The 24,950-nt window shown below is 70.8% G+C and carries 30 protein-coding genes, 1 tRNA gene and 1 pseudogene; 21 read left to right on the top strand and 11 right to left on the bottom strand.

Translation table 11 applies throughout. The annotated features are described in order from the left end of the window. Nucleotides 1–60: 60 nt before the first annotated feature. Nucleotides 61–573 carry a PadR family transcriptional regulator gene (locus OHT74_RS20675; RefSeq protein ID WP_328621018.1) on the bottom strand — a complete coding sequence of 171 codons (513 nt, stop codon included), beginning with the start codon at nucleotides 571–573 and terminating at the stop codon, nucleotides 61–63. Nucleotides 574–664: 91 nt separating this feature from the next. On the opposite strand from OHT74_RS20675, the gene OHT74_RS20670 reads away from it, so the two are divergent. Both OHT74_RS20670 and OHT74_RS20665 read left to right on the top strand, forming a co-directional pair. Beyond that, the gene (locus OHT74_RS20670; protein WP_266995626.1) at nucleotides 665–1,219 is read left to right on the top strand and encodes a hypothetical protein; all 555 of its coding nucleotides are present in this window, start codon (nucleotides 665–667) and stop codon (nucleotides 1,217–1,219) included. 32 nt (nucleotides 1,220–1,251) lie between these two features. Further along, nucleotides 1,252–1,656 carry a TOBE domain-containing protein gene (locus OHT74_RS20665; protein ID WP_266665860.1) on the top strand — a complete coding sequence of 135 codons (405 nt, stop codon included), beginning with the start codon at nucleotides 1,252–1,254 and terminating at the stop codon, nucleotides 1,654–1,656. Between the two features lie 19 nt (nucleotides 1,657–1,675). On the opposite strand, the gene OHT74_RS20660 is transcribed toward OHT74_RS20665, so the two are convergent. Together OHT74_RS20660 and OHT74_RS20655 are read right to left on the bottom strand one after the other, a co-directional pair. Then, on the bottom strand, nucleotides 1,676–1,861 hold the full coding sequence (locus OHT74_RS20660; protein ID WP_328623353.1) for a PucR family transcriptional regulator: 186 nt from the start codon (nucleotides 1,859–1,861) through the stop codon (nucleotides 1,676–1,678). A gap of 988 nt (nucleotides 1,862–2,849) precedes the next feature. Continuing rightward, nucleotides 2,850–3,152, bottom strand: a pseudogene (locus tag OHT74_RS20655) (PucR family transcriptional regulator ligand-binding domain-containing protein); the annotation flags it as partial. A 265-nt stretch (nucleotides 3,153–3,417) separates the two neighbouring features. Here OHT74_RS20655 and OHT74_RS20650 point away from each other — a divergent pair. From OHT74_RS20650 to OHT74_RS20640, 3 genes are all read left to right on the top strand, one after another. Then, complete coding sequence (locus OHT74_RS20650; protein ID WP_328621017.1) at nucleotides 3,418–4,245, top strand: FAD binding domain-containing protein; 828 nt, start codon at nucleotides 3,418–3,420, stop codon at nucleotides 4,243–4,245. Beyond that, nucleotides 4,242–7,034: a molybdopterin-dependent oxidoreductase gene (locus OHT74_RS20645; protein ID WP_328621016.1), complete on the top strand. Its 2,793-nt coding sequence runs from the start codon at nucleotides 4,242–4,244 to the stop codon at nucleotides 7,032–7,034. Before OHT74_RS20650 ends, OHT74_RS20645 begins: the two co-directional genes overlap by 4 nt. A gap of 80 nt (nucleotides 7,035–7,114) precedes the next feature. After that, the gene (locus OHT74_RS20640; protein ID WP_266665857.1) at nucleotides 7,115–7,561 is read left to right on the top strand and encodes a molybdopterin-dependent oxidoreductase; all 447 of its coding nucleotides are present in this window, start codon (nucleotides 7,115–7,117) and stop codon (nucleotides 7,559–7,561) included. Nucleotides 7,562–7,581: 20 nt separating this feature from the next. Here OHT74_RS20640 and OHT74_RS20635 read toward each other — a convergent pair whose 3' ends face one another. Together OHT74_RS20635 and OHT74_RS20630 are read right to left on the bottom strand one after the other, a co-directional pair. Beyond that, the gene (locus OHT74_RS20635) at nucleotides 7,582–8,001 is read right to left on the bottom strand and encodes a TOBE domain-containing protein (RefSeq protein ID WP_266627800.1); all 420 of its coding nucleotides are present in this window, start codon (nucleotides 7,999–8,001) and stop codon (nucleotides 7,582–7,584) included. A gap of 151 nt (nucleotides 8,002–8,152) precedes the next feature. Next, nucleotides 8,153–8,362 (bottom strand): DUF1059 domain-containing protein, encoded by a 210-nt coding sequence (locus OHT74_RS20630; protein ID WP_443047450.1) that lies wholly within the window; start codon nucleotides 8,360–8,362, stop codon nucleotides 8,153–8,155. 235 nt (nucleotides 8,363–8,597) lie between these two features. On the opposite strand from OHT74_RS20630, the gene OHT74_RS20625 reads away from it, so the two are divergent. Next, complete coding sequence (locus OHT74_RS20625) at nucleotides 8,598–9,026, top strand: hypothetical protein (protein ID WP_328621015.1); 429 nt, start codon at nucleotides 8,598–8,600, stop codon at nucleotides 9,024–9,026. On the opposite strand, the gene OHT74_RS20620 is transcribed toward OHT74_RS20625, so the two are convergent. Together OHT74_RS20620 and OHT74_RS20615 are read right to left on the bottom strand one after the other, a co-directional pair. After that, on the bottom strand, nucleotides 9,013–9,264 hold the full coding sequence (locus OHT74_RS20620) for a DUF397 domain-containing protein (protein WP_328621014.1): 252 nt from the start codon (nucleotides 9,262–9,264) through the stop codon (nucleotides 9,013–9,015). The genes OHT74_RS20625 and OHT74_RS20620 overlap by 14 nt on opposite strands. Beyond that, on the bottom strand, nucleotides 9,261–10,118 hold the full coding sequence (locus OHT74_RS20615; RefSeq protein WP_328621013.1) for a Scr1 family TA system antitoxin-like transcriptional regulator: 858 nt from the start codon (nucleotides 10,116–10,118) through the stop codon (nucleotides 9,261–9,263). Before OHT74_RS20615 ends, OHT74_RS20620 begins: the two co-directional genes overlap by 4 nt. Nucleotides 10,119–10,474: 356 nt before the next feature. On the opposite strand from OHT74_RS20615, the gene OHT74_RS20610 reads away from it, so the two are divergent. Together OHT74_RS20610 and OHT74_RS20605 are read left to right on the top strand one after the other, a co-directional pair. Next, the gene (locus OHT74_RS20610) at nucleotides 10,475–11,419 is read left to right on the top strand and encodes a helix-turn-helix domain-containing protein (protein WP_328621012.1); all 945 of its coding nucleotides are present in this window, start codon (nucleotides 10,475–10,477) and stop codon (nucleotides 11,417–11,419) included. Beyond that, nucleotides 11,416–11,976, top strand: coding sequence for a Uma2 family endonuclease (locus OHT74_RS20605; RefSeq protein WP_328621011.1), 561 nt, complete (start codon nucleotides 11,416–11,418; stop codon nucleotides 11,974–11,976). Before OHT74_RS20610 ends, OHT74_RS20605 begins: the two co-directional genes overlap by 4 nt. A 46-nt stretch (nucleotides 11,977–12,022) precedes the next feature. Here OHT74_RS20605 and OHT74_RS20600 read toward each other — a convergent pair whose 3' ends face one another. After that, nucleotides 12,023–12,841: a VOC family protein gene (locus OHT74_RS20600; protein WP_328621010.1), complete on the bottom strand. Its 819-nt coding sequence runs from the start codon at nucleotides 12,839–12,841 to the stop codon at nucleotides 12,023–12,025. Between the two features lie 120 nt (nucleotides 12,842–12,961). Between OHT74_RS20600 and OHT74_RS20595 the strand changes: the two genes are divergently transcribed. Both OHT74_RS20595 and OHT74_RS20590 read left to right on the top strand, forming a co-directional pair. Beyond that, the gene (locus OHT74_RS20595) at nucleotides 12,962–13,558 is read left to right on the top strand and encodes an HhH-GPD-type base excision DNA repair protein (protein ID WP_266665849.1); all 597 of its coding nucleotides are present in this window, start codon (nucleotides 12,962–12,964) and stop codon (nucleotides 13,556–13,558) included. Nucleotides 13,559–13,635: 77 nt separating this feature from the next. Beyond that, nucleotides 13,636–14,121 (top strand): cupin domain-containing protein, encoded by a 486-nt coding sequence (locus OHT74_RS20590; RefSeq protein WP_199920403.1) that lies wholly within the window; start codon nucleotides 13,636–13,638, stop codon nucleotides 14,119–14,121. Here the strand turns inward: OHT74_RS20590 and opcA are convergent. Both opcA and OHT74_RS20580 read right to left on the bottom strand, forming a co-directional pair. After that, nucleotides 14,070–15,002, bottom strand: a complete 933-nt coding sequence (gene opcA / locus OHT74_RS20585) for a glucose-6-phosphate dehydrogenase assembly protein OpcA (RefSeq protein WP_266995647.1) — start codon at nucleotides 15,000–15,002, stop codon at nucleotides 14,070–14,072. The two genes, OHT74_RS20590 and opcA, sit on opposite strands and share 52 nt — an antisense overlap. A 54-nt stretch (nucleotides 15,003–15,056) precedes the next feature. Further along, the gene (locus tag OHT74_RS20580) at nucleotides 15,057–16,637 is read right to left on the bottom strand and encodes a helicase HerA-like domain-containing protein (protein ID WP_328621009.1); all 1,581 of its coding nucleotides are present in this window, start codon (nucleotides 16,635–16,637) and stop codon (nucleotides 15,057–15,059) included. An 88-nt stretch (nucleotides 16,638–16,725) separates the two neighbouring features. Between OHT74_RS20580 and OHT74_RS20575 the strand changes: the two genes are divergently transcribed. Together OHT74_RS20575 and OHT74_RS20570 are read left to right on the top strand one after the other, a co-directional pair. Continuing rightward, on the top strand, nucleotides 16,726–17,025 hold the full coding sequence (locus tag OHT74_RS20575) for a type II toxin-antitoxin system VapB family antitoxin (RefSeq protein ID WP_030160221.1): 300 nt from the start codon (nucleotides 16,726–16,728) through the stop codon (nucleotides 17,023–17,025). A gap of 174 nt (nucleotides 17,026–17,199) precedes the next feature. Further along, complete coding sequence (locus tag OHT74_RS20570; RefSeq protein WP_328621008.1) at nucleotides 17,200–17,853, top strand: LytR C-terminal domain-containing protein; 654 nt, start codon at nucleotides 17,200–17,202, stop codon at nucleotides 17,851–17,853. A 99-nt stretch (nucleotides 17,854–17,952) separates the two neighbouring features. On the opposite strand, the gene upp is transcribed toward OHT74_RS20570, so the two are convergent. Next, the gene (gene upp, locus OHT74_RS20565) at nucleotides 17,953–18,588 is read right to left on the bottom strand and encodes a uracil phosphoribosyltransferase (protein ID WP_266665845.1); all 636 of its coding nucleotides are present in this window, start codon (nucleotides 18,586–18,588) and stop codon (nucleotides 17,953–17,955) included. 218 nt (nucleotides 18,589–18,806) lie between these two features. Here upp and OHT74_RS20560 point away from each other — a divergent pair, with 218 nt between their 5' ends. The 9 genes from OHT74_RS20560 (at nucleotide 18,807) to OHT74_RS20520 (ending at nucleotide 24,928) form a co-directional block, all read left to right on the top strand. Next, a complete protein-coding gene (locus OHT74_RS20560) occupies nucleotides 18,807–19,784 on the top strand; it encodes a universal stress protein (protein WP_328621007.1) in 978 nt (325 codons plus the stop codon). Between the two features lie 117 nt (nucleotides 19,785–19,901). After that, nucleotides 19,902–20,096, top strand: coding sequence for a hypothetical protein (locus OHT74_RS20555; protein ID WP_266665843.1), 195 nt, complete (start codon nucleotides 19,902–19,904; stop codon nucleotides 20,094–20,096). Between the two features lie 340 nt (nucleotides 20,097–20,436). After that, on the top strand, nucleotides 20,437–20,985 hold the full coding sequence (locus OHT74_RS20550; protein ID WP_266665842.1) for a tRNA adenosine deaminase-associated protein: 549 nt from the start codon (nucleotides 20,437–20,439) through the stop codon (nucleotides 20,983–20,985). Next, on the top strand, nucleotides 20,985–21,476 hold the full coding sequence (gene tadA / locus OHT74_RS20545; RefSeq protein WP_266665841.1) for a tRNA adenosine(34) deaminase TadA: 492 nt from the start codon (nucleotides 20,985–20,987) through the stop codon (nucleotides 21,474–21,476). Before OHT74_RS20550 ends, tadA begins: the two co-directional genes overlap by 1 nt. A gap of 57 nt (nucleotides 21,477–21,533) precedes the next feature. Beyond that, a tRNA-Ser gene (locus OHT74_RS20540) sits at nucleotides 21,534–21,618 on the top strand. Nucleotides 21,619–21,812: 194 nt separating this feature from the next. Next, nucleotides 21,813–22,097, top strand: a complete 285-nt coding sequence (locus OHT74_RS20535) for a hypothetical protein (RefSeq protein WP_266665840.1) — start codon at nucleotides 21,813–21,815, stop codon at nucleotides 22,095–22,097. A gap of 390 nt (nucleotides 22,098–22,487) precedes the next feature. Continuing rightward, a complete protein-coding gene (locus OHT74_RS20530) occupies nucleotides 22,488–22,649 on the top strand; it encodes a hypothetical protein (RefSeq protein ID WP_266665839.1) in 162 nt (53 codons plus the stop codon). Between the two features lie 246 nt (nucleotides 22,650–22,895). After that, nucleotides 22,896–23,861 (top strand): RNA polymerase sigma factor SigF, encoded by a 966-nt coding sequence (locus tag OHT74_RS20525; protein WP_328621006.1) that lies wholly within the window; start codon nucleotides 22,896–22,898, stop codon nucleotides 23,859–23,861. A 218-nt stretch (nucleotides 23,862–24,079) separates the two neighbouring features. Next, nucleotides 24,080–24,928, top strand: a complete 849-nt coding sequence (locus OHT74_RS20520) for an RNA polymerase sigma factor SigF (protein WP_266665837.1) — start codon at nucleotides 24,080–24,082, stop codon at nucleotides 24,926–24,928. Nucleotides 24,929–24,950: the final 22 nt, after the last annotated feature.

Here is a 24,950-nt window from a genome sequence, read left to right as displayed (position 1 = left end):
CCGCCTCCGTCCGGGCCCGTTCGGACTGCGGCATCTGAGCCACTGCGCCGCGAATCATCGCTACCGGATCTGGGCGGCCGCCCACTCGGCCCACTCGCGGCGCATGGCGTTGAAGCGCAGGCCGTACTCCAGGGCGATCTTGCCGTGGACCGAGAGGGGGTCGTCGCCCCAGTCGATGGACTCGTCCAGCCGGCGCAGGGCCTCGTACTCCTGCTCGGACAGCTCCATCAGCTCGGTGAGATAGCCCCGCGCCTGCTCGGGCGTGAGCACGCCGAGGAAGAAGACCCTGAGCAGGATGTCGCTGCGGGTGTTGCGCTGCGGCTTGGTCTCGGTCAGCCAGTGACGCAGTTCGGCCAGTCCCTCGTCGGTGAGGGTGTACTCCTTGCGCCCGCGCGGACCTTCCGCCGAGACGCCGATCATCCCGGCGTCGGCGAGCTTGGACAGCTCTGTGTACATCTGGCTCTGGGTGGCGGGCCAGACGTTGGCCAGCGAGGTTTCGAAGCGCTTGAGCAGGTCGTATCCGCTGGCCGGGCGCTCTGACAGGAGTCCGAGAAGGGCGTGTCGAAGGCTCATGCCCCTCACCATACCTTCCATCCTTGACATGTCAGTAGTAGAACATCTACTTTCGACATGTCAGAACAGGAATATCAGCTGGGGGTTTCCGATGTCGTACGTACGCACCTTCCTCCCGTGGATCGTCTTCGCGGTGCTCCCGTCCGGCCAGTGGCAGTGGGCCGCGCTCGCCGGTCTCGTCGCAGCGGTGGCGGTGACCGTCCAGCAGCGCCGGGCCGGGGCCGGCTTCGACGCGCTGATCATCGAGATCGGCTCCGCGGTCTTCTTCGCGGCCCTGACGGTCATCGCGTTCGCCGACCCGCACTCGGGCGTGCACGACTACTCGGCGGCCCTCTCCTCGGCCACGCTGGCCCTCATCGCCGGGGTCTCGCTGCTCGTGGGCAAGCCCTTCACCCTGGGCATCGCCAAGCGCAGCACGCCCCGCGAGGTCTGGGGCCTGCGGCCGTTCATCCGGACCAACGTCGTCATCACCGCCGTGTGGACCGCGGCCTTCACCGTCACGGCTGCCGCCCTCGCGGCCCTCGCCCACGCCGGCCACGGCCACTCGATGTCCGCCACGCTCGTCCAGGCCGCCGGGTTCGTCGTCCCGATGCTCTTCACCGTCCGCTACGTCGCCGCCGTGCAGGCCAAGACCGGCGCTCGATGAACACCGCTGCAGGCCGCAGGTAGGGTGCGGGCGTGCCGTTGTACTCGATCGGGCAGGCTGCGGGCCTGCTGGGCGTGAGCGCCGAAACCGTCCGCCGCTGGGCCGACGGCGGGCGGCTGCCCGCCCGCCGCGCGCCCGACGGGGCGCGCGCCGTCGACGGCGTGGCGCTGGCCGCCTTCGCCAAGGAGCGGGCCGGGGTGCCGCAGCCTCAGCCGCCGGCGGGCAACGGCAAGGCCACGTCCGTACGGAACTCCTTCGCCGGGATCGTCACCGCGGTGCGGGTCGACGACGTGGCGGCCCAGGTGGAGATCCAGTCGGGCCCGCACCGGGTGGTGTCCGTGGTGACGCGGGAGTCGGTCGAGGAGCTCGGGATCGCCGTCGGGGTGAGCGTCACCGCGCGGGTGAAGTCCACCGAGGTGTACGTCGATCTGCCATGAGCCCGCGAGCCTTGCACCGTCAGCCGCAGCGCAGCGCCGCGTAGAGGTCCAGCTTGTGGTCCAGGCGGGACAGGTCGCGGCCCGTCAGGGACTCCACCCGTTCGATCCGGTAGTGCACCGTGTTCACGTGCAGGTGCAGCGCCTCCGCCGTGCGCGTCCAGGAGCAGTTGTTGGCCAGGAAGACTTCCAGGGTCTCGCGCAGCATCCCGTCCCCGAGTGCCCCGAGCGTCCGTGCCGCGTAGACCGCCCGGACCTCTTCCGGAACCCCGGACAACAGGGTGGCCAGGGTGTCCAGTTGCTCCACCGCGCGAACCGGAGTGGCCTCGTCCGTCGCCGTCAGGGCGAAGCGGGCCTGGCATCGACGCGCGTAGTCCCTCGGCTCCCGAAGCCCGCGCACCCGCGCCGAGCCTGAGGTCCGTGTCCGGGCCGCCGCACGCCTGGAGCAGCGGCCAGACCGAGCGGAGCCGGCCCGGGACGTCGACCGCCGCGTCCTGGTCTTCGTACAGGACCGCGACCGAGCGCCCCACCGCGTACGGGACGTCCTCCAGGTGGGCCAGCGCCTCGGCCAGGGCGTCGCCGTCCGTCGCCGCGAGCACCCGGTACGCGCCCCCCGCCGGGAGGCCCGTCGGGAGGCCTGCCGGGAGGCCTGCCGCGGCCAGCGCCTCCTCCAGCGCGCCCGGGTCCGCGGCCGTCCCCTCCGCGTCGAGGAGTGCGGCCAGCTCCCGGCCCGCCGCGCGCACCGTGCCGGTGCGGCGCGCCTGGCCGTCGCGGTACTGGGCGAAGATCTCGGCGATCTCGTGGAGCACGCGCGGGGGCGCCGCGTCCGCGTCCGGCATGTGCAACTGCCAGGCGTCGTACGGGGTGCTCTCGGACTCGATGCGCAGCGAGAGCCCCTCGCGTATCGCGCCGGCCCGCTGGGCCGGGATCGCGGGTGCGGAGGGGGTGCGGGCCACGGTACGGCCGCTGGCGGTCATCAGATGGCAGGCGACCTTGCCCAGGTGGGCACAGGCCCGGTCCAGCAGCTCGGCCGGTCCGGCCCCGCCTTCGAGGAGGCGGCTGAGCTCGCTGCGCACGTTCTCGGGAAGCGCGAAGAGCCGGGTCGGACGGCGGCTCAGGTCGCCCCACTGGCGCAGGTAGACCGCCTCGGTGACCGCCCGGAAGCTGGTCTGCGCGGGCACGGCCACGAGCGGTACGCGGTAGGCGCGACAGGAGGCCACCAGCTCGTCGGGGACCCGGCCGTGGGTCTCCTCGCCGGCGAGGAGGGCGGTGACCCCGGCCTCGGCGAGCGCGGAGACGAATCGATCCGCCTTGGCCAGGTCGCCGTCGGCCCACCACACCAGACCGCTGAGCACGAGTTCCCCGGGACCCAGGAAGCGGCGCGGGTCCTCCAGGTCGGTGGCGGTGACCCCGCTGACCTCCTGGCCGAGAAGGGCGTCCTCGCCCCAGAGCAGGGTGAGGCCGAGGTTGTCGGACTGAAGCAGGTCGAGGACGTGCATGGCGGGGACTCCTTGCGGTGGGTGGCAGCCCGCATCGGCCACATTCGCCAGGCGAATACGAGAAACACCATCGTAAATGCAAGGGCAAGTGCCTGGTTAGCCTCTTGGTCGATCATCCAGGGCGAACCGCCCGGAGTCCACCCGTTTCCGTGTCCGGCAACAGTCGTCCCGGCCCCGCCCCCGTTGCTTCACTGACTGGAAACGCACGGTATCCCCGGGGCAGCCGCATGTCCCCGCGTCAGGCCAGAGAGGCTGGTGGCTCACCTTGGACCTCAACACGGTGCTCGCCGTGCGCGACGCACGCCGCCGCGAACCCTGGCGCCCCGGCGACGCCTGGCTCGGCGGCGGCACCTACCTCTTCTCCGAGCCCCAGCCCCACATCCGCCGCCTGGTCGACCTCTCCCGGATGGGCTGGCCGCCCCTGTCCTGGCAGCCCGACGGCTCCCTCGACATCGCCGCCACCTGCACCATCACCGAGCTGTCCCGGTTCGGCCGGACCCTGCCGGCCACCGCCGCCCCGCTCATCGAGCAGTGCTGCCGCGCCTTCCTCGCCTCGTTCAAGATCTGGAACATGGCCACCGTCGGCGGCAACCTCTGCAACGGCCTCCCCGCCGGCCCGATGATCTCCCTCACCGCCGGACTCGACGGCACCGTCTCCCTCCGGGGTCAGGACGGCAGCACCCGCCGCATGCCCGTCGCCGACTTCATCCGCGGCGCCGGCCTCAAGGACCTGCGCGACGGCGAGCTGCTGCGCTCGGTCCGGCTGCCCGCCCGCTCGCTGGAGTGCCGTACGGCCTTCCGGCAGGCCTCGCTCTACGGGCTCGGGCGCTCCGGAGCCCTGGTCATCGGCACGTCCGACCCCCAGGACGGCTCCTTCGCCCTCACCGTCACCGCCGCCACGACCCGCCCCTTCCGCTTCTGGTTCGCGCTGCCGCCGACCGCTGCCGAGCTGCGCGAGGCGATCGACGACACCATCCGGGGCGACGAGTGGTTCGACGACATCCACGGCCTGCCCGACTGGCGGCGGCACATGGGCCTGCGCCTGGCCGAAGAGATCCGCCGCGAACTCACGCTGGAGGAGGTTTCCCGATGAGCTACGAGATCGAGATCAACGAGCAGCGTTTCGAGGACGAGCCGCGGGCCGGCCAGTGCCTGCGCACGTACCTGCGCGAGCGCGGCTGGTTCGGCGTGAAGAAGGGCTGCGACCAGGGCGACTGCGGGGCATGCACCGTCCACGTCGACGGGCAGCCGGTGCACAGCTGCCTCTACCCGGCGGTCCGCGCCGAGGGCCGCTCCGTCACCACCGTCGAGGGCCTGGCCAAGCCCGGAGGGGAGCTCCACCCGGCGCAGCAGCAGTTCCTCGACGCCCAGGGCTTCCAGTGCGGTTTCTGCACGGCCGGGTTCCTGATGACCACCTCCGCGCTCCAGGCGGAGCAGGGCACCGCCCACGACGACGGCAAGCTCGACGACCTCCCGCGCGCCTTCAAGGGCAACATCTGCCGCTGTACGGGCTACCGCGCCATCGAGGACGCGGTGCGCGGGGTGAAGCACACCGAGTCCCCCGAGGCGGGGCAGGCCGTCGGCAAGTCCCTGGGCGCCCCCGCCGGCCCCCTCGTCGTCACCGGCACCGCCCGCTACACGTTCGACGTCGAGGTGCCCGGCCTGCTCCACATGAAGCTGCTGCGCTCCCCGCACCCGCACGCCCGCATCGTCGACATCGACACCCGGGACGCCCTCCAGGTCCCGGGCGTGCACGCCGTCTTCACCCACCACGACGCCCCCGACCGGCTGTACTCGTCCGCCCGCCACGAGCACCCCACCGAGGACCCGATGGACACCCGGGTCCTGGACGACGTGGTCCGGTTCGTCGGCCAGCGCGTGGCGGCCGTAGTCGCCGACAGCGAGCAGGCCGCCGAGGAGGGCTGCCGCCGCGTGGTCGTCACGTACGAGGAGCTCCCGTACGTGATCGACCCGGAGGAGGCCATGCTGCCGGGCGCCCCCGTCATCCACCCCAAGGGCCCCGAATCGGGGATCTTCCGTGCCGAGAACAACGTGTGCGGCGAGGTCCACAACACCCTCGGCGACATGGAGAAGGGGTACGCGGAGGCGGACGTCGTCTACGAGGAGACTTATCTGACCCAGCGCGTGCAGCACGCCAGCCTGGAGACCCACGGCAGCGTCGCGTACTTCGAACCCAAGGAGGAGGGCGACGGCGAGCGCATCACCGTCCGCTCCTCCACCCAGGCGCCGTTCCTGACCCGGCGGGCGCTGTGCGCCCTCTACGACCTCGGTGAGGACGAGGTCCGCGTCGTCGCGGGCCGCGTGGGCGGCGGGTTCGGTGGCAAGCAGGAGATGCTCACCGAGGACATCGTGGTCCTCGCCGCCCTGAAGCTGCGGCGCCCGGTGAAACTCGAATTCACCCGGGCCGAGCAGTTCTACGGTGCCACCACCCGCCACCCCTTCAAGATCACCATCAAGATCGGCGCCAAGGCCGACGGCACCCTCACCGCACTGCGCATCCGCGTGCTCTCCAACACCGGCGCCTACGGCAACCACGGCCCGGCGGTGATGTTCCACAGCGTCGGCGAGTCCTTCGCCGTCTACAAGGCGCCGAACAAGGAGGTGGAGGCGTACTCGGTCTACACCAACGGCGTACCGGCCGGCGCCTTCCGCGGCTACGGTCTCGGCCAGGTCCTCTTCGCCCTCGAATCGGTGATGGACGAGCTCGCCATCCGGCTCGGCATGGACCCGCTCGTACTGCGCGAGAAGAACGTCATCGGCGCCGGCGACCCCATGGTGACCCCGATCGGCCACGAGGAGGACCTGTTCATCGCCTCGTACGGGATGAAGCAGTGCATGGACGTGGTCCGGGGGGCCATCGCCGAGGACCGCAGCCACGAGGACGTCCCCGAGGGCTGGCTCACCGGCACGGGATCGGCCGTCGCCATGATCGCGACCGGCCCGCCCGGCGGCCACTTCGCCGACGCCCGGGTCAGCCTGCTGCGCGACGGTACGTACGACATCGCGGTCGGCACGGCGGAGTTCGGCAACGGCACGACCACCGTCCACAAGCAGATCACCGCGGGCGCGCTGAACACCACGGTCGACCGGATCAGGGTCCGCCAGTCGGACACGGACGTGGTCCGCCACGACACCGGCGCCTTCGGCTCGGCCGGCACGGTGGTGGCGGGCAAGGCGGTGATGCTCGCGGCGGGCTCCCTCGCGGAGCGCCTCCGGACCTTCGCGGCCCGGCACACGGGCGTGGCCCGGCACCTGTGCAAGCTCGAGGCGGAGGCCTTCGACTGCGCGGGCCGGATCGTCACGCTCAAGGAGCTGTACGAGGCTGCGTACGACAAGGGCAAGCTCGACGAGCTCGCGGCGGACGGCCACTGGGGCGGCTCCCCCCGCTCGGTGGCCTTCAAAGCCCAGTGGTTCCGCCTCGCGGTGGACCCGGACACGGGCGAGATGAAGATCCTGCGCAGCGTGCACGCGGCGGACGCGGGCAAGGTCATGAACCCGATGCAGTGCCGCGGCCAGGTGGAGGGCGGCGTGGCCCAGGCACTGGGCGCGACGCTGTTCGAGACCGTACGGGTGGACGAGCGCGGCGAGGTGACCACGGCGGCGTTCCGCCGCTACCGGCTCCCGCAGTACGCGGACGTCCCGCGTACGGAGGTCCACTTCATGGAGACCTCGGACGCGATCGGCCCGCTGGGCGCCAAGTCAATGAGCGAGAGCCCGTTCAACCCGGTGGCCCCGGCGTTCGCGAACGCCCTGCGGGACGCGACCGGGGTGCGGTTCACGGAGATGCCGGTGACACGCGACATCGTCTGGCGGAAGGTGAACCAGAGGTTGCAGGACCTGCAAGGGCAGAATGCACGATGAAGCCACATTTGCGGGTTGTATCAAGCCATCAACCTTGCAGATGAGGTTCCGGAATGACGGGCCCCGGGCATCATCCACACATGGCCAAACTCATGCTGCACGGAGATCTGGACCACCCGGCGACGCTGAGCGTCGCGGACCTGCGGGACTGGGTACAGCACCGGGCCGCGGTCACCTTCGACTGCGCGACGAACGGTCCGCAGCACCATGTGTTCGAAGGCGCGCTGCTGCGCGACGTGGTCGCGGACGCCGGGCCGTCCTTCGACGTGCGCCGGCGCAAGGACCGAAGCCGCTTCCTGCTGGCGGTCAGCGGCGGGGACGGGCACCACAGCGTCCTGTCCTGGGCCGAGCTCGACGCGGACTTCGGCGACAGCCCGGTGCTGCTGGCCACCCGCCTCGACGGGGAGGACCTCGACGAGGCGGGCGCGCAGCTGGTGGTGCCGTCGGACCGGTGCGGGGCGCGCTACATCAGCGCGGTCACGCACGTGTGGTTCGGCGCGCTGTCGCCACCGAACCTCGGGCTGTGAGGGCAGGCTCAGGCGGTCGCTCAGGCGGTCGCGAGCGAGATCTCGGTGGACTTGATCAGCGCGACGACGGACGAGCCGGCGGCCAGGCCGAGGGCCTCGACGGCGTCCTTGGTGATGGCGGCGGTCAGCCCGCCACCGTTCACGTCCACCTTGACGGAGGCCATGGCGCCCCCGGTGGCGACGTCGGAGACGGTGCCGGCCAGCTGGTTGCGGATGCTGATGCCGTCGACGGCGGCGGTGGCCAGCGCCACCTCGGTGGCCTTGACGAGCGCCTTGACCGCGGAGCCCTCGGCGATGCCGAGGTCCTTGACGGCGTCGGCGGTGATGGCGGCGGTGATGTCCTGACCGCCCTCCAGACGGACCTTGACCGTGGCCATGGCCTCGCCGGTGGTGACGGCGGTGACGGTACCGGCGATCTGGTTGCGGATGCTCAGGCTCATGGGGTGCTCAACCTCTTGGGTAGTGGCCTCGTACGATCCGGAAGAACCGCACAAGATCGACCGTAAGCACCCCTGCCTTGCCCTGCATCCGACCCTTCGCATCCACCAGCCGGAGCCACCCGAGCGGCTCGCCTCTGCGGTTGTCGTGTGTTCAGGCGTGCTGGGGCACCTCGGGCTTCAGCATGCCGCGCAGTGCGTCGCGGAACTCCGTGGTGTCCTCTTCGCCGTGCACGGCGACGGCGTGCTGGACGGCCGCCCCCATGACTTCGTCTTCCTCACCCGTGATGGTCAGGGTGCACCCGATGTCGCTGGGGTACTCCCTGCAGTCCATGACCTTGCGCATGACGTACCTCCGTTCCACTCCCCACCATCCTCCGCCTGCCCCAGGAGCGAAAGCCGGGCCCACGGGGAAGAGGGGAGGGGAGGGGATGCGCCCAAGCCGCCAGGTACGGTCAGGGCCGGGGACCACCAGGGGGACGGGCCGGATGCGACGAATCGCGGAAAGAAAACACTCGACACGGGCATGTCGTACGGGGCGTCTCGTCACGGCTGTCTTCGCGTCGCTGCTGGCGCTGTCCGTGGGGTGTTCGAACATCATGGAGCTCCCCTACACGCCGGAGCGGATGGATCCCGACCCGGCGCGCGCGAAGACGAGGGAGGTCTCCGCCCGCCTGCTGGAGATGGCCGGGGTCAAGGGCAAGGTCACCGAGCCCCGCATAGGCATGAGCTTCATGGTCTGCGACGAATACGGCCAAGACCTGTACGCCCTACACCACCGCTGGTCGGTGGGCGGCATGACCAGTGACCAGTACGACGCCGGCATGCAGAACCTGCGGAAGGCACTGGGCGAGAACGGCTGGAAGATCAGTAAGGACAGCCCCGACGAGATCCAGGCCACGAACGAGACCGAACACTTCTTCGTGGAGGTCATCTCCCACACCGCGACGTTGGAGCCGACGCTCGACTTCTCCGTCAGCTCCCGCTGCTACCGCGCGGCCTCCCACGCCGCCGTCAACGAGGGCTGACGTCGCGCGCGTACGAGACGAAGCCGGCCCAGGCCTGGGGCGCGAGCGCCAGCTGGGGCCCGTCGAGGACCTTGGAATCCCGGACGCGAACGGCTTCTGGGTAGGCCGCCACCTCGACGCAGGAGTCACCCTCGGACCCACTGCTGTAGCTGCTCTTGACCCACGCCACTTCGACGCAGTCGTTGATGTCACTGCTACTGCTGTAGCTGCTCTTGGACCAGGCCAACTCGTGGATCATGTCTCTCCCAGCAAATGCTCGACAAAGGCCCGCGACTCCCGTGGCGGGAGAGCCTGGGCCCGGATCATTCCATACCGCAGCTCAAGGATCCGGAACCGCTTGGCGTCAGACACGGGCCGCCCGTAGAACGCGCCTTCAGAGCGCCCTACCGCCGAGCCGTCCCCGAACTTCAGCATTTCGATCCCGCCATCCATCCCTGCGTGAACCTCACAGTCCATCGGCATCACCTGAAACGCAAGGTTCCGCAACTGGACTACCTCCAGCAGGTGTTCGAGCTGCTGCCGCCACACCATTGTGCCCCCAATGCGACGGCGCAGTGTGGCCTCTTCCTGGACGAAACTGAGCGCCGGAGCCGGATCGCGGTCGAAGATCGACCGGCGTGCCATGCGTGCCGCCAGGAACCGTTCAACCTCGGCTCGCGAGTACGCCGGTTGCCGCATCTCGAACATGGCGCGCGCCCACTCCGGGGTCTGGAGCAAGCCATGAACGGCATGAACGCTGTACACGCCGATCTCGACTGCCTTCTCCTCCATTTTTGCGAGGTCTCGGACCTTCTTCGGATACCGGACCCGTACGAGGTCCTCCACCATGGCCCGGATCAGGCCGCCGGCCTTCAGCGCGTCGTCCACCTTGTCCAAGTACTCCGGCTTGGCGATCCGCTTGCCGCCCTCGACCTTGTAGATCAGGGCCTCGCCGTACTGGATCGCCGCCGCCAGGTCGCCGACCCGCATCCCCAATGCCTCGCGCCGCGCCCGCATCTGCCGGCCGAGCGCAGCGACCACCGCCGCACCCTGCTCGTCCTCGGGGTCCACGGCCCAGCTGTGTTCTTCCGTACCGTCACTGTCCACGCCCATGCGCACCCACCTCCTCAACGCGCCTTACCCGTCACTCACGTTGAGGCAGTCTCGACAGCTTTGGACAAAGTCGTGGACATGCGTGCGGGCCGCACGCGCCGCCGGGTCGCGATGGGGCGCGACCCGGCGCGTCACGACGCTTTTCTTTGGAAGAACCAAGAGAAAGAACTCCTGCCCTGCCCCTCCAGCCTCCCCGGAGCGCCGCTCACTCACACGGGTGAACCGGCCCAACTCGGCTGGATTTCAGGCGGGTTGCCTGGCATATGCTCGCCGCGACAACTCCAGACACAGGACGGCCCCCGCCGGGACTCGCAATCCCGACGAGGGCCTGACCACGAGAAGGAATCATCTTCCCGATGGCTTTCCAGCACTCTAACGCGCCCTCGCGCGCCACGTACGGCGTTCAACACGCCAACGTCCGGCAGACCCGCAATTTCACGGTCGTGAGCAACGACCTGATCCGGCACCCGCACTTGTCGATGAACGCGCGGGCTCTCGCCTCCTACATCCAGTCGGTGCCCCGTGGTACCCCGGTCGGCATCAAAGCCCTGGCCAAGGAGCTCCCGCTCGGGGAGAACTCGATCGGCAAGGCGCTGGGCGAGCTGGAGGCGTACGGGTACCTGAGGCGGCTCCAGGAGAAGCTCCCGGACGGGCGGATCGTCACCCGTACGGTCTTCTGCAACGCCCCGAAGGCCGTCACCCCCGAGCCCTCCCCGGCCCTCACGGCCCCGAAGCCAGAGCCCGAGCCGGAGCCCGAACTCGAACCCGAGCCAGAGCCCGAACCAGCACCCCGACTGGAGCCGGAGCCAAGGCCTGAACCAGCGCCCCGACCCGAGTCGGAGCCAGGGGCTGGACCGACGCCCGGCCCCGCACCGGATCCGGAGCCCGGCCCGGAGCCCCCGAAACCACATGTGGCCCTCCCGGCGCCCCGCAACCCCGACAACCCGCCCCGCCGACAGCTGGCCGAGGAACTCCTCGCGGAACTCCGCCGGGCCGACCCCCGGCTGCTCCTCGGCGCCCGGGACGTCCAACGCCTCGCAGGCGGCGTTGAGGCCTGGCTGGAACGCGGAGCCACCCACCACGCGGTGACCAGCGCCCTCACCGCGAACCTCCCGGACCGCCCCCGCAGCCCGGCGGGCCTGATCGCCCACCGCCTGGCGGCCCAGCTCCCGCCCCTCCTGGCACCACCGGCCCGCAGAGAGCCCTTCGTCGCGCCGGACCCCTTCCAGACCTGCGAGAAATGCGACCGCGCCTTCCGCGCCCCAACCCCCGGCACCTGCAAAGGCTGTGCCCCCACATGACCACCCTGCGCTACCAGGCGATGCGGGATGCCGTTCAGTCACTGGACGACACCGTTCCGGGCAAGTTCGAGATCACCAGGGAAGGCGTCGTCCACGACATGAGGGCGCCCAGCAGCCCCCACGAGCTGACGGCGGCCCGGGTCAGCCGCCGTCTGGAGAAACTCATGCCGGATGGACTGCTCGCCCACACCGGAGCCCCGGACGTCGAGGACGAGTCCCAGGGCATCCTGCGGCTGCCGGACATCATGCTGATCGCCGAAGCGGACATGGAAGGCCAGGGTTCCTTCGACCCTCGCACCCTCATCGCCGCCGTCGAGATCGTCTCCCGCTCCAACCCGGACAACGACTGGGTCGGAAAGATGCGGGACTACCCGCTGCTCGGCGTCCCCGTGTACGCGGTCTTCGACCCGCGCACCGGGACGGGCGCCGTCCTGTCGGACATCCACCAGACCCCCGCGGGGCCGCGCTACGCGACGCGCAAGGACTTCGTGTACGGCGAGGACGTCACCATCGCCGAATGGACCGTCTCCACCGAGGGCCTGCCGCTCTACGCCTAGGGCAGGCGGGGCCGCCCGGCCGGGGGCCCCGCCCGGAGGGGGACGGCTACGCGTCCGACATCTTCGGCATCTCGCCCGTCGTCTTCGACATGTCGATCACCGCGAACGCCGCGCCCTGCTGGTCCGTCAGCGCCGCGAAGCGGCCGAACGGGCTGTCCATCGGGCCGAAGTGGAGCTTGCCGCCGTGCTTCTTCGCCTTCGCCACGGCCTCGTCGCAGTCCGGGACCCCGAAGTAGACCTGGATGTACGGGGGCATGTGCGCCGGGAAGTCGTCGCCCATCTTCATCCGGCCGAGGACCGGGTTCTCCTTGCCGCCGACGCTGTAGATCTTGAAGTCCATCCCCGCCATCTCGGGGTCGTCGCCCGGCTCCATCTTCTGGGCGCCGAGCGGGAAGACCTTCGGAAGGAACCCGTCCACCTTGTCCGGGTCACGGGTGAAGAACTCCGCCCAGGCGTACGCGCCCGGCTCCCCGATCTTCTCGAACCCCTTGTGCTCGCCCGGCTGCCAGACGCCGAAGACCGCGCCGCTCGGCTCCTTCGCGATCGCCATCGTGCCGAACGTGCCGACCTGCATCGGCTCCATCATCAGCTCGCCGCCGGCCGCCTTGATCTTCTCGGCGGTGGCCGCCGCGTCGGGCGAGGCGAAGTACAGACACCACTGCGACGGCGCCTCGCCGCCCGGCATCGGCGGGACGACGGCCGCTACGGCCTTGCCGTCGGAGTAAGCCTGCGTGTAGTTGCCGTACTCGCTGGAGGCTTCACCGAAGGTCCATCCGAGCACGTCGGAGTAGAAGGTCTTGGCGCCCTCCACGTCCTTGAACATCGCGTCCACCCAGCACGGAGCGCCTTCCGGGAACTCAGCCATGATCGATCGACTCCTGTGTCGTCGTTTTGTGTGTCGCGGGTCGCGTTGTGCGCGGTTCTCACGCTAGGGCTCCGGTGCGGCGACCGCGCGGGGAACGCGGCCACGCGGGAGGCTGGATCCATGGACATCACGATGCGGCTGGCCCAGCAGCCGGAGGCCGACGCGCTCCTCGGCCGCAGCCCGCTCGCCGCGCTCGTCGGCATGCTGCTGGACCAGCAGGTGCCGATGGAGTGGGCGTTCTCGGGGCCGTACACGATCGCCACACGGATGGGGGCGGACGATCTGGACGCCCATGCCATCGCCGCCCAGGACCCCGAGGCCTTCGCCGCGCTGCTCTCCGAGAAGCCGGCCGTGCACCGCTACCCGGGGTCGATGGCGAAGCGGGTGCAGCAGTTGTGCGCGTACCTCGTGGAGCATTACGACGGGGACGCGGAGGCGATCTGGCGCGGCGTGGGCACCGGGGACGAGCTGCTGAAGCGGCTCAAGGAGCTGCCCGGGTTCGGCGAGCAGAAGGCCCAGATCTTCCTGGCCCTGCTCGGCAAGCAGCTGGGCGTGCGCCCCAAGGGCTGGCGCGAGGCGGCCGGCGGCTACGGCCGGGCGAACGTCTACCGCTCGGCGGCCGACATCACCGGGCCGGAGTCCCTGGCGAAGGTGCGGGCGCACAAGCAGGAGATGAAGGCCGCCGCCAAAGCCGCCAAGGCCGCAACGGGCGACTGACTGACCAGAATTGACCGGGAATTCCTGGCGCCAATTGGCCCCTGTCACCGGTCAAACTGCCAGGTAGATTCATGATCATGACGAACGAGAAGAACGAGATCCTGACCCGCGCCGCCACCGCCGAGACCATCACCGACGGCCCCGGCAGCGTGATCACCCTGCTCACCGACACCGCCGAGCTCACCTGCAACACCGCCACCTTCGACGAGGGCGCGGCCGGCGCCCCCGTCCACTTCCACACCAAGGCGACCGAGTTCTTCCACGTCACCGCCGGCCGGCTCGACGTACTCGTCGGCGACGAGGTCAAGACCCTCACCGCCGGGGACTTCCTGTCCGTCCCGGCGGGCGTGAAGCACGCCTTCGCGCCCTCCCCGGGGCACACGGCGAGCGTGTTCGTCGGCTTCACGCCCGGCATGGGCCGCTTCGACTACTACCGGCTCCTCGGCCGGGTCCGCGCGGGCGAGGCCACCGTCCAGGACATCATCGACAGCCAGCCCACATACGACAACCACTACGCGGAGAGCGACGCCTGGGCCGGCCGCCTGCGCAGCGCCGACGCGTAGACCTCGTCCGCGTCGAGGCGCCGCAGCTCCTCCGCGATCAGCTCGGCCTTGCTGCGGATCTTCAGGGCCACCTTGCGGTCGGGGCTGCCCGGCAGGATCAGCGTGGCCAGCGCCCCGTCGGGGCGGTTCACCGTGATCTCCCCCGCCGTGCTGTCCAGGCGGACCCGTGTGATCACCGGTCCGTCCGTGGTGACCCGCTCCACCGGCACCCCCAGCCGGTCCTCGAGCCAGCGGGCCAGCAGCTCGGCGCTCGGGTTGTCGGCCTCGCTCTCCACCGCCCCGCCCGTCACCGGCAGCGGCTTCTGGTCCATCGCGGCGGCCAGCAGCGCCCGCCACGGCGTCAGCCGGGTCCACGCGAGATCGGTGTCCCCCGGGGCGTACGAGGCACCCCGCCGGTCCAGTACCGCGACCGGGTCGGCGGCGGCCTCCGCGTCGGTGATCCGGCGCTGCGCCAGCGCGCCCAGCGGGTCCCGCGCCGGGTCGGCGGGGGCATCGCCCGGCCACCACGCCACCACCGGCGCGTCCGGCACCAGCAGCGGCAGGACCACCGAACCCGCCTGCTCGGTGAGTGCCCCGTGCAGGCGCAGCAGCACGATCTCCCCGGTCCCGGCGTCCGAGCCGACCCGCAGCTCGGCGTCCAGCCGGGTCTGGCGCAGCTTCTGCGGGCCGCGCGAGGTACGCTTGATCACCGCGATGATGCGGCACGGGTGTTCGCGCGAGGCCTCCGAGGCCGCGCGGACGGCGTCGTACGCGTTCTCCTCGTCGGTGGCTATGACGAGCGTCAGCACCAGGCCCATCGTGGGGCTGCCGATGGCCCGGCGGGCCTCGAGCAGGGCCCGGTCGATCTTGCTGGACGTGGTGTCGGTGAGTTCGGTCCGCATGGGGCGAAGTCTGTCAGCGACGACACCCCCGGCGGCACCCCGGCGGCGGATCCGTCACTTGCGCCGCTTCGCCGTCCCGAAGATCGACCGTGAGATCTCCCGCCCCAGCTGGGTCCCGATCGAGCGGGCCAGTGAGCGGAACAGCCCGCTCCCCGCCACCTGCTGGGCCAGCGAGGGATCCGGCTTCGGTGCACTGCGCGCCGACTTCGCGGCCTCCTTGGCCTGCTTCTCGGCCTCCGCCCCGGCCGCGGCCGCCTCCGCCGCCGCCTCGGCCGCAGCCTGCTCGGCGCTGATCTTCTCGTACGCCGACTCGCGGTCGACCGGCTCCGCGTAACGCGCGTGGAGGGGCGAGGACTTCACCGCCGCGTCCAGGGCCGCCGCGTCGATCGGGCCCATCAGCGACTGCGGGGCGCGCAGCCGGGTCGCCGCCACCGGGGTCGGGGCGCCCTTCTCGCTGAGTACGGTGATCACCGCCTCGCCCGTCCCGAGCTGGGTCAGCAGCTCCTCCAGGTCGTACGGGGAGTTGGGGAAGGTCTTCACGGTGGCCTTCAGCGCCTTCGCGTCGTCCGGGGTGAAGGCGCGCAGCGCGTGCTGGACCCGGTTGCCGAGCTGCGCGAGGACGTCCGACGGCACGTCCTTGGGGGTCTGCGTCACGAAGAAGATGCCGATGCCCTTCGAGCGGATCAGCCGCACGGTCTGGGTGATGGACTCCAGGAAGGCCTTGGAGGCGCCGCTGAACAGCAGGTGCGCCTCGTCGAAGAAGAAGACGAGCTTGGGCCGTTCCAGGTCGCCGACTTCGGGCAGATCCGTATAGAGGTCGGCCAGCAGCCACATCAGGAACGTGGAGAAGAGCTGCGGCTTGTCCTGGACCGCCGGGAGTTCCAGTACGGAGACCAGCCCGCGCCCGTCGGCGGCCGTCCGCAGGAATTCGCCGGTGTCGAATTCCGGCTCGCCGAAGAACTCCGCGGCGCCCTGCTGCTCGAACGCGGTCAGGGCGCGCAGGATGACCCCGGCCGTCACCGTGGACAGCCCGCCGATGCCCTTGAGCTCGGCTTTCCCCTGGTCGGAGACGAGGAAGGCGACGACGGCCCGCAGGTCCTTGAGGTCGATCAGCTCCAGTCCCTTGGCGTCGGCGTAGTGGAAGATCAGGCCGAGCGACTGCTCCTGGGTCTGGTTGAGCTGGAGCACCTTCGACATCAGCACCGGGCCGAAACTCGTCACGGTGGCCCGGAGCGGAATGCCGGGCCCGATCCCGCCGAGCGAATAGAACTCGCTGGGGAATCCGGTGGCCTCCCACTCCTGGGCGACTTCCTTCGCCCGTTCCGCGACTTTCTCGTTGGCCGTGCCGGGGGCCGAAATCCCGGAGACGTCCCCCTTGATGTCGGCGAGGAACACCGGGACGCCGCCCGCCGACAGCTGCTCGGCGATGAGTTGCAGGGTCTTCGTCTTGCCGGTGCCCGTGGCGCCCGCGACCAGGCCGTGGCGGTTGAGCATCGACAGCGGGATGCGGATCTGCCGGTCCGGCAGGCAGGTGCCGTCCCAGAGCAGGGCACCCAGTTCGAGCGCGGGTCCGGTGAGGGCGTACCCGGCGGCGATCTGGTCGGCCGGGGACGCGTGGTCGGTGCTCTCGCTCATACATCACTCCCGAAATAGCCCTGTCTGCCACTTTTGCACCGGCATAGCGAGGCTGCGCCCGCAGGCACCGGCCCGGTAGGCTTTCCGTGTGATCTTCAAGCGCATCGGAAACGGGCGGCCGTACCCCGACCACGGCAGGGAAACCACCCGGCAGTGGGCGGATGTCGCCCCGCGCCCGGTCCGGCTCGACCAGTTGGTGACGACCAAGGGACAGCTGGACCTCGAGACGCTGCTGGCCGAGGACTCGACGTTCTACGGGGACCTCTTCGCCCACGTCGTGAAGTGGCAGGGCGACCTGTACCTGGAGGACGGTCTGCACCGCGCCGTGCGCGCGGCCCTGCAGCAGCGCCAGGTGCTGCACGCCCGCGTCCTCGAAATGGACTACTAGGCCGGGAGCGCCCGGGACACGCCGCCCGGGACACGCCGCCGGGGCCGGGCCTGCCGGGGCGAGGCCCGAGGGCTGCACGTTCCGGTTCGCGCAAATTGCGCCTTTCGGGTCGGTCTTGCCCTATCAACAGATCATTTGGTGGGCATCGGCAGCGGGCGGTATTACGCTGCGCCCATGAGCATGCTCACTCCCCCCGGCATGGGCGGAAAGTACCGCGTCACGGGAGCGGCTTACCCCCGCATGAGCCGACCCCGGCGGCGCCGGCGGATCGTCCTCACCGTGCTCGGAGCAGTCCTCGGTCTCGCCCTGCTGGGCTACGGAACCCTGCAGCTCATGAACGTGTTCCGCGGCGGGAGCGGCAAGTCCGTCGCGGCGGGCAAGGACTGCGCGACCCCGAAGCCCAGGGCCGGCGCCGCGGCGGCCGCCAGCCCCGCGGCCGCCAAGCCGGCCGTACCGCTGCCCCAGCCCGGCCAGATCACGGTCAACGTCTACAACGCGACCCCGCGCGCGGGGCTCGCCAAGGCGGTCGCCGACGAGCTGAAGAAACGCGGCTTCACCGTCGCCAACGTCGGCAACGCCCCTGCCGACTTCGACAAGAAGGTCCCCGGAACGGGGATACTGCTCGGCTCGCCCAAGACCGACAAGGCGGCCTTCTCCGTACTGGGCACGCAGCTCGAGGGCGATACGCAGCAGACCGATGCCCGCGAGGGCGCCGACATCGACCTGATCCTCGGCGACGCCTTCAAGGAGCTCAGCCCGAAGGAGACGGCGGACAAGGAGCTGTACCTGCTGGCCAACCCCCAGCCCGCGCCCGCCAAGACCTGCTGACCCGCTGACCCCCGACGCGAACAGCCGGCCGCCGAGAAGGCGGCCGGCTGTCGGCGGTACGGGTACGGGTACGGGACCCGTCGGCGGTCGGTCCGGGTCCTACTCGGCCGAGCCGTACATGCGGTCGCCCGCGTCGCCCAGGCCCGGCACGATGTAGCCGTGCTCGTTGAGCCGCTCGTCCACCGCGGCCGTCACGACCGTCACCGGCGTGCCCGCGAGGTCGCGCTCCATGACCTCGACGCCCTCGGGCGCGGCCAGCAGCACCACGGCGGTGACGTCGTCGGCGCCGCGCTTGATCAGTTCCTGGATCGCCGCGACGAGCGTGCCGCCGGTGGCGAGCATCGGGTCGACGACGTAGACCTGCCGCCCGGAGAGGTCCTCCGGCATGCGCGTCGCGTACGTGGAGGCCTCCAGGGTCTCCTCGTTGCGGACCATGCCCATGAAGCCCACCTCGGCCGTCGGCAGCAGCCGCATCATGCCGTCCAGCATGCCGAGACCGGCGCGCAGGATCGGCACGACGAGCGGGCGCGGGTGCGAGAGCTTCACGCCGGTGGTCGGGCCGACCGGCGTGATGATGTCGGCCTGCTCGGTGCGCACGTCGCGGGTGGCCTCGTACGCGAGGAGGGTCACCAGCTCGTCGGCGAGCCGACGGAAGGTGGGGGAGTCGGTGCGCTTGTCGCGCAGGGTGGTCAGTTTGTGCGCCACCAAGGGGTGATCGACGACCTGCAAACGCACAACATCCTCCAAGGCTCAGCTGCCGGGTTTCGACCTGCGACCTGCAAAAACGGCCGCACTTTTTCGCGACCCACGGTCAAAAGGCTACGCGGTGTGCGCACCCCTGTGCGTCCGAACCGGCGGACGTGCCTGCGGGCGCGCCTGCGGGCGGGCCTGCGGGCGGGCCTGCGGGCGGGCCTGCGGATGCGACCCGCCCGGACGCCCAGCACGCTGGACTGATGAGCAACGCACCGGTGGTCGCGGCGGTCGACGGATCCGATCACAGCCTCCTGGCGCTGGAATGGGCCCGGACCGCGGCGCTCCGCCACCGCACCGGCCTCGTCGTCGCGCACGTGCTGCCCGACACCGCCCAGCTGTACGCGGCGCGCCGCTCCTCCCTCGCCGACGCCTCGCAGCCGGAGAAGTTCGCCGACCCCGTCGGGGAGCGGGTACGGGCCATCCTGGCCGCGGCCCCCGAACTGCCGGACGAGGTGCGGTACGACGCGCTCGAGGGCTCCGTGCCCGAGGCCCTGCGGGTGGCCGGGGAGAGCGCCCTGATGCTGGTGATGGGCTCCCGGGGCCGCGGCGGCTTCGCGGCCCTGCTGCTCGGCTCGAACAGCCGCGCCCTGGCCTCGTCGGCGGCCTGCCCGGTGGTGGTGGTCCCGCACGCGGCGCGGAGTGCGCCGGCCGAGCCGTCCGAGCCGTCCGACGCGTCCGCCGGCTCCGACGCGTCCGCCGGTTCCGCCGGGCGGGTGGTGCTCGGCCTGCACGCAGCGGAGACCGCGGACGACGTACTGGCCTTCGCCTTCGCGGAAGCGGCCGCACGGGGGACCACCGTCCAGGTGGTCTCGGCGTACGCGATCCCGCCGGCGCCGACGCTGGTGATGGACAGCCCCTTCCAGGTGATCCCGCCGGAGGGGCTGGCCGACGACGGGGACGCCGTACCGGCGGAGCGGGAGATGCTGCGCTCCCAGACGGCACGGCTGGTGCCGTTCCGGGCCAGGTGGCCGCAGGTACGGGTGGAGCAGGCGGCGGTCCCGGGCGACCCGGCGGAGCGCCTGGTGACGGCCTCCCGGGCGGCGGCCCTGGTGGTGGTGGGCCGCCACCACCCGCGGCGCAGCGTCGGGCACCTGCTGATCGGCTCGGTGGCCCACGCGGTGCTCCACCACGCGCACGGCCCGGTGGCGGTGGTCCCCACCCTGTCGGACGACTCGTAACCCTTCTGAGCTGCGACGGGGTGGCATCAATCGGCCCGTCCGGGGGAAGGTGGGGTGCGGGGGGTCTGCTTCGCGCCGGCGGAGGAGGACGACCGGATCAGCCTGGGGTGGTGGCCGATGCCCGACACACAGCCGAGCCGGGAGAACGACGCGCCGCAGCCGCCGGAGACGGCGGCGCAGCGCAGAGCGCGCCGCGCGCAGTTCCTGCGCGACCTGATGGAGGCGCGGGCCCTGCGCGACCGCGTACAGCCCCGCCGCGCCCGCGCGGCCCGCATGCGCCAGCAGATGCGCATGCGCACCTTCCGCTGGTGACCAAACCCGGCCCCGCCGGCAAATCCAGCCCCGCCGGCGTTTGAGGCGCGGGGGTTCGGGGGCCGAGCCCCCGACAACGGCGCCGCGCCGAGGAGGCAGGCAGGATCCCGGGCGGGCCCGCAAGGCCGTCTGACCGCGCCCTGGCACCCCCCGTACAACCCGCGGAGCGCACGGCACGGCACGACGCAAGCGCGGAAGACCTCTCGCAAAGCCGCCGTTTCTGCCACGATGCCGATTGGGCGGGGCACGAAACGGCGAGCAGGACGGCCGTTCCAACCCTTCCCACCTCCGGCCGGGGGGACCTCCAACCGGCACGCCTATGACCAGTGGGAGAGTCACGGTGTATTTCGCCGCACTGCTCGCGCGCACCGAAGACGGGTGGGAAGCGAGCGACATGGAACTCGACGACGTCGAGTCCCTCAGTGATCTGATCGATCTCGCCCGTGCCGCCGCTGTCGACGACGACACGGTGGTCGCCCTCATCGAACAGGAGGATGCCTGGTTCGGCGTCGTCCGCGTGGACGGCGAGGAGGACCCGCGGTACTTCGTCTCGAACGCCTCCGCGGCCTCCCGCAGCTCCTACGGCTCGATGCTGACCGACGAGCTGCTGGGCAGCGACGAGGAGGACGACGAACTCGACGAACTGGACCTGGACGGCACCGAGGACGGCGAGGAGGACACGATCGCCGCGTTCGCCGGCGCCGACGACGACGGGGACGAGGAGGACTCGCCCGGCGCGGAACCGGTACCGGCCGGCCCGCTCGGCGACCCCCGGCTCCTGGACGACCTCGGCGTCAGCCACAAACAACTGATGACCCTCGACGGGGACGCCCTCTCGGAAATCGCCGATTCCCTCGGCGCCACCGAGGTGCTGGAGGCCGTCCGCTAGTGATCACCACGCACCACCCCCTGCACGGCCCCGATCCCGTACGGGACCCGTGGCGGGACTCCATGCGCCTGGCGCTCCAAGAGGCCGCCCGGGCGGTGCCGGCCGGCGACGTGCCGGTCGGCGCCGTCGTGCTGGGCCCGGACGGGAAGCTCCTCGCCACTGGGTACAACGAGCGCGAGGCCACCGGCGACCCCACGGCGCACGCCGAAGTGCTGGCGCTGCGCCGGGCGGCCGCCCGGCTCGGGGAATGGCGGCTTCCGGGGTGCACCCTCGTGGTGACCCTGGAGCCGTGCGTGATGTGTGCGGGCGCGCTCGTGCAGTCACGGGTTGCCCGGGTCGTCTACGGCGCCGACGACGAGAAGGCGGGAGCCGCGGGGTCGCTCTGGGACCTCGTACGGGACCGCAGGCTCAACCACCGTCCGGAAGTGGTCCGCGGCGTGCTCGCCGAGGAATGCGCGCGGCAGCTCAAGGACTTCTTCCGCGACCTCTGAGGCGGTCCGGGGACACCGATTTCATTTGATGCGGATCCGTAGGCTAGGATCCATCTCGGTAGTGTGTCCGAGTGGCCGAAGGAGCTCGCCTCGAAAGCGAGTATGGGGCAACCCATCGGGGGTTCAAATCCCTCCACTACCGCTTCGACCGAAAGCCCCGCCCCGCAAGGGACGGGGCTTTCGGCGTGTCCGGCCACTGTCGGCATCCCTTGACGCGTCTCGACACGCCCCGGCACACCTCGGCGCGTCCCGGCGCGCCCGGCGCCCTCGGCGCGCCGACGCGTCTTTACGGATGACGGCCGCGTGACCGGGCGCCCGCTCGGCCGTTGTCACGGCATGACCAAGACCCAGCGCATGCTCGCCGCCTTCGCCCTCGCGGGGGCCGCCGCGGGCCTCGCCGCACCGGCCGCCTCCGCCGCCCCCATGGCCCCGATCGCCCTCCCGGACCTGCCGCAGGCGGCCCCGGGCATGCCGGAGGGGGCCACTCCCCGCTCCGTCGAGGAGATCGGCTCGAAGCTCGAGCTGGCCAAGCTCAACCAGCTGACGGACGCGCCGAACCAGCTGTGGCCCGTGGTCGCCCCCGTCGAGCCCGTCCTGGGCCTGCTCGGCGGCATCCAATAACCGGAGCGGCAGCCGGTACGGGACCCGTCCGCCCCTGCCCGTACGTCGAAGGCCCCGACCGGGGTCGGGGCCTTCGACGTACGGGCGGGGGAAGCGGCATCGGGGGGACAAGCCACTTCCCCCGACGAGGACGGAACCTGCCGGTCCGCGCCGCAGTCAGGGGGAAGCTTGCGGCTCGGACCCCGCAGTGAGGTCCTGTCCCTCACCCACCGGTTTCCTGCCAGAACCGGTGGGCTCGCCTTCAATACTGCGCCACCCGCAACCGCCCGCCCGGCGGCAAAGGACCCGGACCGCCGGGCCATTGGTCCATAAAGGCCTGGTGAGTGTCCGAACCCGTCCGGATAGACTCACCCGACTGCGCAGGACCGGTTGGGGAGGCCGACACCGCTCATGGACACCAAGAAGATGATCACGGGTGGGCTCGTCATATTCGCGCTCTTCGTGATCATCACCCAGCCGGTAAAGGCGGCCGACATCGTGAAAATAGGCTTCCAAGGCATTTCGGACGCGGCCCACGGCATCGGCGCGTTCATGACCGAATTGGTGCGCTGAACCCGTACGCTGACGCGGCTTCCGGACTGACCGGCCCCCCACTCCGACGGGTGGGGGGCTTTTGCATTCCCGCGCCCCCGTGATGACCTCACCCAAAACACCCCATTATGCCCAACTTGCCCTCAACACGGTGATATACGGTGCTTGCACACAGTGCACATGTCTTGTGATGCTATGACCGCTTTTGACGGATGAGTTGATACATGAAGGGGTGGCGTGACCGTGCCGGCCAGTACTGCGCCTCAGGTGCCACCCCAGCAGGACCCCCAGCACGGCCCGGAGCGCGAAGCGACGCACGGCCCGCAGGGCGCCCCGCACGCCCCACAAGCTCCTCAAGCCCCACAGTGCGCCCCTCAGCACGACACCGCGCGCGCCGCCCAGCCGGACTCCCAGGTTCCGGCCCAGCAGGACCCCCCGGAGGCGCCGCCGGCGGCCCCGAGACCGCAGAGCCGGGGCGCGGACACCCGGGCCCTCACCCAGGTCCTGTTCGGGCAGCTGAAGGGCCTTCAGCCCGGCACGAGCGAGCACCACCGGGTGCGCGGGGCCCTCATCGAGGCGAACCTTCCGCTCGTCCGGTACGCGGCCGCTCGCTTCCGCAGCCGCAACGAGCCGATGGAGGACGTGGTCCAGGTCGGCACGATCGGCCTCATCAACGCGATCGACCGGTTCGACCCCGACCGCGGGGTGCAGTTCCCGACCTTCGCGATGCCGACCGTCGTGGGCGAGATCAAGCGGTACTTCCGCGACAACGTCCGCACCGTCCACGTGCCGCGCCGGCTCCACGAGCTGTGGGTCCAGGTGAACGCCGCCACCGAGGACCTCACCACCCTGCACGGGCGCACTCCGACCACGCCCGAGATCGCCGAGCGGCTGCGGATCACCGAGGACGAGGTGCTGTCCTGCATCGAGGCCGGGCGCAGCTACCACGCCACCTCGCTCGAGGCCGCCCAGGAGGGCGACGGGCTGCCGGGCCTGCTGGACCGCCTCGGCTACGAGGACCCCGAGCTGGCCGGGGTCGAGCACCGCGACCTCGTACGGCACCTGCTCGTACAGCTGCCCGAGCGTGAACAAAGGATCCTGCTGCTGCGGTACTACAACAATCTGACGCAGTCGCAGATCAGCGCCGAGCTCGGGGTGTCGCAGATGCACGTGTCCCGGCTGCTCGCCCGCAGCTTCGCCCGGCTCCGATCCGCAAACAGGATCGAGGCGTAGCTGGAACGGGTGGAGATCGCTCCCCCGTTTCCCACGAATGGGCTCATTCCGCTCTGTCGCTGGAGATATATGTCGACATGGCGCTACAGCGCGTTGCCGACATGTGACATTCTGCTTGAACCGCGTTTGCCGCAGCCCCGCCTCCGGTATTCAGGTGGAGGCTGCGTTCCTCCGACGGGCGCGCCGTACGCGACCGTCCGCGACCTCAAGGGGGTGGCATGTCCGTAGACCAGGGCAGCTCCAAGGTGCTCACGCTCGACAAGAGCCCGGCGCCGGCAGCACCTGCAGCGCCTGTCCGCTCGGAAGCCATCGACACCCGCACCCTCTCCCGCTCCCTCTTCCAGCGACTGGCCGCCCTGGACGCGGACAGCCCCGAACGGGCGTACGTACGCGACACCCTGATCGAGCTGAACCTGCCCCTGGTGCGGTACGCCGCCGCTCGCTTCCGCAGCCGGAACGAGCCAATGGAGGACATCGTCCAGGTCGGCACGATCGGCCTGATCAAGGCGATCGACCGGTTCGACTGCGAACGCGGCGTGGAGTTCCCGACGTTCGCGATGCCGACCGTCGTGGGCGAGATCAAACGATTCTTTAGGGACACCTCCTGGTCCGTGCGCGTCCCGCGCCGGCTCCAGGAGCTGCGCCTCGCCCTCACCAAGGCCAGCGACGAGCTCGCCCAGAAGCTCGACCGCTCGCCGACCGTGCCGGAACTGGCCGCGGTGCTCGGGGTGTCGGAGGAGGACGTCGTCGACGGCCTCGCCGTGGGCAACGCGTACACCGCCTCCTCGCTCGACTCGCCCTCACCCGAGGACGAGGGCGGCGAGGGCTCGCTCGCGGACCGCCTCGGCTACGAGGACACCGCGCTCGAGGGCGTCGAATACCGCGAGTCGCTGAAGCCGCTGCTCGCCAAACTCCCGCCCCGGGAGCGGCAGATCATCATGCTGCGGTTCTTCGCGAACATGACGCAGTCGCAGATCGGCGAGGAGGTCGGCATCTCCCAGATGCACGTCTCCCGGCTGCTCACGCGCACGCTGGCGCAGCTCCGGGTGGGCCTGATCGGCGAGTGATCGCCGGAGGCGGGCTTCCCAT

Source organism: Streptomyces sp. NBC_00354 (assembly GCF_036106915.1).
Lineage (GTDB): Bacteria > Actinomycetota > Actinomycetes > Streptomycetales > Streptomycetaceae > Streptomyces.
Note: the sequence above shows the minus strand (reverse complement) of the source record. Positions and strands in the feature narration are given on the sequence as shown.